7 protein-coding genes and 2 pseudogenes are annotated in these 5892 nt (G+C 68.1%); 8 read left to right on the top strand and 1 reads right to left on the bottom strand.

Features of this window, described 5'->3' with window-relative positions:
• The 6 genes and pseudogenes from KN815_RS45455 to KN815_RS51255 all read left to right on the top strand — a co-directional run.
• Positions 1–148, top strand: a pseudogene (locus KN815_RS45455) (IS110 family transposase); the annotation flags it as partial.
• 224 nt (positions 149–372) lie between these two features.
• Positions 373–663: a hypothetical protein gene (locus KN815_RS45450; protein WP_216347651.1), complete on the top strand. Its 291-nt coding sequence runs from the start codon at positions 373–375 to the stop codon at positions 661–663.
• A 313-nt stretch (positions 664–976) separates the two neighbouring features.
• Positions 977–1327, top strand: a complete 351-nt coding sequence (locus tag KN815_RS45445) for a hypothetical protein (protein ID WP_216347653.1) — start codon at positions 977–979, stop codon at positions 1325–1327.
• Positions 1328–1406: 79 nt separating this feature from the next.
• Positions 1407–1937: pseudogene (locus tag KN815_RS52490) on the top strand (helix-turn-helix domain-containing protein); the annotation flags it as partial.
• Between the two features lie 111 nt (positions 1938–2048).
• Positions 2049–2894, top strand: a complete 846-nt coding sequence (locus tag KN815_RS45435; protein ID WP_216347649.1) for an IS5 family transposase — start codon at positions 2049–2051, stop codon at positions 2892–2894.
• Positions 2895–3121: 227 nt separating this feature from the next.
• On the top strand, positions 3122–3289 hold the full coding sequence (locus KN815_RS51255) for a hypothetical protein (protein WP_253209655.1): 168 nt from the start codon (positions 3122–3124) through the stop codon (positions 3287–3289).
• Positions 3290–3441: 152 nt separating this feature from the next.
• Here the strand turns inward: KN815_RS51255 and KN815_RS45425 are convergent, their stop codons facing one another.
• Entirely contained in the window at positions 3442–4023 is a 582-nt protein-coding gene (locus KN815_RS45425) for a MarR family winged helix-turn-helix transcriptional regulator (RefSeq protein WP_372458637.1), read from the bottom strand.
• Positions 4024–4085: 62 nt separating this feature from the next.
• Here KN815_RS45425 and KN815_RS45420 point away from each other — a divergent pair, with 62 nt between their 5' ends.
• Complete coding sequence (locus KN815_RS45420; RefSeq protein ID WP_216347648.1) at positions 4086–4805, top strand: SDR family NAD(P)-dependent oxidoreductase; 720 nt, start codon at positions 4086–4088, stop codon at positions 4803–4805.
• Between the two features lie 244 nt (positions 4806–5049).
• On the top strand, positions 5050–5655 hold the full coding sequence (locus KN815_RS45415; RefSeq protein WP_308403709.1) for a transposase family protein: 606 nt from the start codon (positions 5050–5052) through the stop codon (positions 5653–5655).
• Positions 5656–5892 lie beyond the last annotated feature (237 nt).

The raw sequence follows: 5892 nt of genomic DNA, 5'->3' as shown, positions 1-5892 counted from the left end.
CTCCAGGACCTACTACGACAAGAAGATCGCCCAGGGCAAGCACCACACCCAAGCCCTCCTCTGCCTCGCCAGACGCCGAGCCGACGTCCTCTTCGCGATGCTTCGCGACGGCACCTTCTACGACCCGCAACCTGCCCCCACAGCTTGACGAAACCCATAGGGGCACCCCCCGTCTGGGCGGACTGCACGCACGACAACCACATATGCAACGCCGGACCACCCCCGAGCCTGGAAGCAACTGGGGTGGTCCGGCTGGGGATTGATCACAAACCCCGGTGCCGATGGTACCCGGGGCCGCTGTCGTGTTCGGACGCGGTGGGCTCGGCATGTCAGATGTCAATGAGCATGCGTGGAAGGGAACTTGAACACACGATGTGCGGCATAGGGGACGGGCAATTCACCAGCGATGAGTCGGACCTTGACGCGGTGCTGTGGATACGTGGGGTGGACTACCTGAGCGGCTGGCGGGACGCGCGGGAGGCAGCGGCCGAGCTGGGCGATGCGCTGCGGCTCGTCGGTGTGGAGTCGGCAGGGGTGCGGCTGCGTGCCGCTTCGGACGCGGACGGCACCGGTGTGGTGCGGCTGGAGTTGTCGGCGGCGGCTGCGCGTGAGGTGGCGTTGCTGGCGCGGGTGACGGCGGCCCGGTTAGGCAGGGCGAGTTGATCGGGGTGGCCTGTGTCGGTGGATTGGTGCGCTGTGGGCACGCCGCCGGCCGTAGCGGCTTTTGGGCGGGAGCTGCCACGGGGCGAGAGAACAGGGGGCCTTACGCTGGCCCGGCGAATCGGGCGGGTCTGTGATCCTGCCCGCGTCTGCGACCGATCGGCCCCCTGTTCTTGCGAGGCTGTGAGCGAAGTTCCCGGCTCACGCGGGGTCGTCGCCGACGTGGGTAGGGCCTGGAGTCTCAGGTGATGTCGCCACCCAGATGGCAGCTTCATCCAACGGGAACCGGCACCGGCAGCTGATCGTCATGCAGAGCATGCCTTCTGCTCTCATTCTTGGTTTCGACCCGCACGCAGTGCCTGGTATGGACGGGGACGCCATGCGCGCGGTCCTGGACAAGGAACTGGCCCGGTTTGGCGAACATGCCGTCGATGCTTCCGTGGCGCTGATTGCGCCGGACGAATCAGCCGAGTCCACGGTGGTCGCGGCGCTGTCCGAACGAGACTGGGACGTCGTTGTGATCGGGGGTGGGATACGCAAGCCTGAACCTCTGCTGACGTTCTTCGAGCAGGTCGTGAACCTGGTCCGGCAGCATGCACCGGGGGCCGCTATCGCGTTCAACACCAGCATCGGCGACAGCGTCGAGGCAGCCATGCGGTGGCTATGAGACCCAGCCCGGCAAAGATCAACGGGGATGGGGTGGAAGCCGGGCGTGACGTGGAGGCGGCCGCACGGGTTCCTCGTGTGTGACGACGAAGGAATGGGCCCGTGCGGCCTTGTCCCATCCAGCCTTCACGGGTATCTCCCATGCGCATCTCGGCGGTTTGCTCGAGGAGTTGGCCGCTCCATGGACTGCACGCTGTCAGTCCGCGCTGTAGGAGCGGCGAGGCGGAAAGCGCAGGCAGCAGCCGGGCGCCGGGCCGAAGCACGACCTGGTGTTCACCGACCGGGTGCTGGTCACCCTGGTCCACCTGCGTCACCGGCTCCCGCACGCCGCTCTTGCGGAGCTGTACGGCCTGGAGCGGTCCACCATCGCCCGGGCGATCGGGGAGATCCGCCCGCTGCTGGCCGAGCGGGGCTTCGCCGTCCCCGACCGGCCCGGGGTGCGGCTGCGCACGCTGGCAGACGTGTTCGCCTACGCCGCTGCCGAGAACGTCACCTTGCGGATCGACGGCACCGAGGCCCAGGTCCGGCGTCCCAAGGCCCACCGGCCTGGCCGGTGCGCGTTCGTCTCTGGCAAGAAGAAGCAGAACACCATGAAGACAACCACCATCAGCGACTCTCAGAGGGCGGTTCGTGAGTGTATGGGTGGTTCTGTTGTCGCCTGATGGTGTGGGTGTGGGGTGGATTCTTCCGGTTCGAGGGCTGTGGCCTGATGGGCTGGCCGGATGAGTGAACGCAAGCCGTATCCGAGTGACTTATCGGACGAGCAGTGGACCTTGATTGAGCCGGTGATCACTGCCTGGAAGGACCGGCACCGCTCGGTCAGCGGCCATCAGGGCGCCTATGACATGCGGGAGATCGTGAACGCGATCCTCTACCAGGGGCGGACCGGATGCCAGTGGGCCTATCTCCCGCACGACCTGCCGCAGAAGAGCGCGACGTACCACTACTTCGCCGCCTGGCGGGACGACGGAACCGACCAGGCCATCCACGAGCTCCTGCGCTGCCAGGTCCGTGAACGCGCCCGGCGATTAGAGGACCCGACGCTGGTGGTGCTGGACACCCAGAGTGTCCACGTGGCCGCCGGGGTTCCCGCCTCCACGACCGGTCACGATCCGGCCAAGCGGGTGCCGGGCCGCAAGCGCGGCCTGGCCGTGGACGTCCTCGGCTTGGTCATCGCGGTCGTCGTCCTCGCCGCGAACGTCCATGACAACACCGCGGGCATCGCCCTGCTGAGCGAGGTTGCCCAGAACGCGGGCGGCACCGTCAGCAAGGCTCTGGCCGACCAGGGCTTCAAGACCCAGGTCGTCATGCACGGAGCCGGCCTCGGCATCGACGTGGAGATCGTCCAACGCGACTCGCAGCACAAGGGGTTCGTCCCGCAGCCGAAGCGGTGGAGGGTCGAGCAGACCTACGGGATCCTGATACTGCACCGGCGCTTGGTCCGCGACTATGAACACCACCCTTCCTCCTCGTCCTCCCGCGTCTACTGGGCGATGACCCATGTGATGGTCCGACGCCTCACCGGCGCGAACATCCCCACCTGGCGCGAAGCGGCGGTGGCCGCGTGAACATCCAGCCTCTCCTCCAAGCACTGGACATCCAGGAGGAAGCCGCCCGGGCCCAGGCCGACGACCTGCGCAGACAGATCGACGGCCTGTAGAGCCGGCTGCGGGAGGCCGAGACACACCTCGAACACCTCGCGATCACCCGCAAGACCGTCACCAGCCTCGCCGACCGGATCCCCGCCTCCGCACCGGAACTGCCCGAGCATCCGGACTACGCCCGCATCCTGACCGTGTTCAACGAGGCGACCGGACCACTGCGGGCCAAGGACGTCTGCCAGGTCCTCGGCCACGAACTCCTGCCCAAGAACGTCGAGGGCATCCGAGCCAAGCTGAAGCGCCTGATCAAACTCGACATCCTCACCGAAGCCGACACTGGCAACTTCACCAGGAAGCAGTAGTCGACGCCACGACCAGCACCCAAACGGATTACCGCACGAACAACCCCCTCGCTATGAGGCGGCGACCACCGCGACGCTGTGGAGGAGGCGCAGTGCAAGCGGTGCTGGGCGTATCGGCGCCTGCGGGACTTCGCCGCCCGACGACACGCCTGTCATTCATCGCCGACATGGGAAATGCGGTCGTCGCCGAGTCGGTGCTGAACGTGCTGGAGCAGTACCCGGAGCAGTTCGGCGAGGCAGTCCTGCTGCTCGGACGTCAGGCCGCCGATCAGCTCGGCCTCCCGGCCCAGAACGTGGTCGACGGTGGCCTCGACCAGGTCGTGTCCGGCCTGGGTCAGCGAGACCAGGACTGTGCGAGGCCGCCCTTGCCCGGGCCGGCGGGTGACGAGGCCGTCCGTTTCCGCGCGGGCGACGCGCTGCGAGATGGCGCCCGCGGTGACCAGCGACCGCCGGCTGAGTTCGCGTGTGCTCAGCGTGTACGGCTCGCCGCTCCGTCGCAGAACACTCAGTAGGTCGAGGGTCGCGGCATCGACTCCGGCCTGCGCGAGGACCTGCCGCCGGTCGTCTCCCAGGAGCTTCGCCAGCCGCCAGATGGGCGTGACGATCCCGATCGACGTCACGGGCGTGCCGGGCCGCTCGCGCTCCCAGGCGGCAGCGATGTCCTGCACGGGGTACGTGGAGGCGCCGTCCGTCGGGTAGCTCATGCTCTTCGGCGTGGTGGGCTCATTTGCCATGCCGACCCTCCCTAGTGCTAGGTTTAGCTCTAAATTTAGACCTCAATCTGGAGGGTCATCGTATGTCACGCACGATCCTGGTCACCGGCGGCGGCACAGGCATCGGCCGCGCCATCGCCCGCCACTTCTCCGACCAGAACGAGACTGTCATCGTCACCGGTCGTCGCCCCGGCACCCTCGACGCCCTTGCGGCCGAAACCAGCGTCCGCCCCCTGGTCTGCGACCACACCGATCCCGAGGCCCTCCTGCGCCTCGTGACCAAACTCCCCGAGCGCGTCGATGTGCTGGTCAACAACGCGGGCGGCAACATCGCCTTCGACGCCGACGGCAAGACCGATCTCGCCGCCTTCGCCCGCGACTTCCGCGCCAATCTCGACGCGAACCTCATCAGTGCCGCCCTTACGACCCGGGCCCTCAACGACCACCTCGCCCCGGGCGGTGCGGTCATACACATCGGCTCCATCGCGGCCGACCAGGGAGCCGACTCCTACGGAGCGTCCAAGGCGGGCCTCGCCACCTGGAACCTGAGCCTTGCCGACGCCCTCGGGCCTCGAGACATCACCGCCAACGTGGTCGCGCCCGGCTACATCACCGACACCGAGTTCTTCCGCGACCAGCTTTCCGACGAACGCCGCGCCACCCTGATCGCAGCCACCTCCACAGGGCGTCCCGGAACCCCGGCCGACATCGCGGGCGCGGTCGCCTTCCTCGCCTCGCCGGCCGCCCGCCACATCACGGGGCAAGTCCTCAACGTCAACGGCGGCGCAAGGAAAACCCGGTAGCCGCACTGCCGGTGGCGGCTTCGCGACACGTGGCGAGAGTCGGTGGTCTCTACGCTGACCCGGTGGCCGCACCAGGTCAGCTCCTGCAGCAACGTCCCCGGGCCAGAGAGACCTGGCAGGCTTCGGCCACCAGGTTCAGCTCTCGGGCGACGGCGGCCACGGGGGCCAGTTCCGGCCCGCATAGCCCAACGCCATGGCGACCAGGCCGTCCCCGAGAAATGCAGACACGCGGTGATCAGCGACTATCTCTCGTCCGATAAGTCGCTGGGATACGGCATCCGTTCACTCGCCCGCCAATACCAGCAGACACCGCACCGCGGACCCACGGCTTCCGCTCACACCCCACGCCATCAGGCGACCACAAAACGACTCAAAAATTCACGAACCTCCCTCTCAGGGCCGCACCCTGTGGTCCGGGGCCGACCGGCCCGGCCGCATGCATGACCAGACCGCGATGCGCACCGAGGGCATCTCCGAGCAGCTCCGCCTGCACTCGCAGGTGAAGGCGGAGGTCGACGAAGGCTGCCGAGGGCTGGCCAACGAGTTCCCCGACCAGGTCAGCGGCCCGCCGAAGAAACCGAAGGAAGATGCCCCACTCGGCGAGCAGTACGCCTGGCGCGAGATGCGACGCCGTCAGTCATCAGCGCGGATCTGCGTCGAACACGCCAACGCCGAGCACAAGCAATGGCGCCCACTGCAACGCTTCCTCGGACGGCGCGAGCACTACCCAGCGACCCACCGTGCCATCGTCGGCCTGGTCTCCGACCGCGCCACCCAGCGCGCCACCCAGCGCGCCACCCGACGCAAGCCGAGCACCGAACTCGTGCCCGTCAGCATGACGGCCTGCTGAACCGCCCACCAGCCGAACGTTCAGGCCAGCACGCCCCAAACGCATTCGCTCACAACCTCGTTAGAGGTCGCCCCGTGGTGGCTGCCTAAAAGCCGCGTAGGCCGTCGGCCCCCGGCCACAACGCCCCGCCCCGAACGGCGGTCGACTCCTCGGCGAACGATCGCGGGTGCGCTGGGGAGGTGTGGGCGGTGGGCGTCCGCCGGGACCGGCGGCCACGCCGCAGCCCGGCGGGGCGGC

The organism is Streptomyces niphimycinicus, from assembly GCF_018883605.1.
In the GTDB taxonomy this organism is placed as follows: domain Bacteria; phylum Actinomycetota; class Actinomycetes; order Streptomycetales; family Streptomycetaceae; genus Streptomyces; species Streptomyces niphimycinicus.
This window is presented reverse-complemented; position numbering and strand designations above follow the sequence as displayed.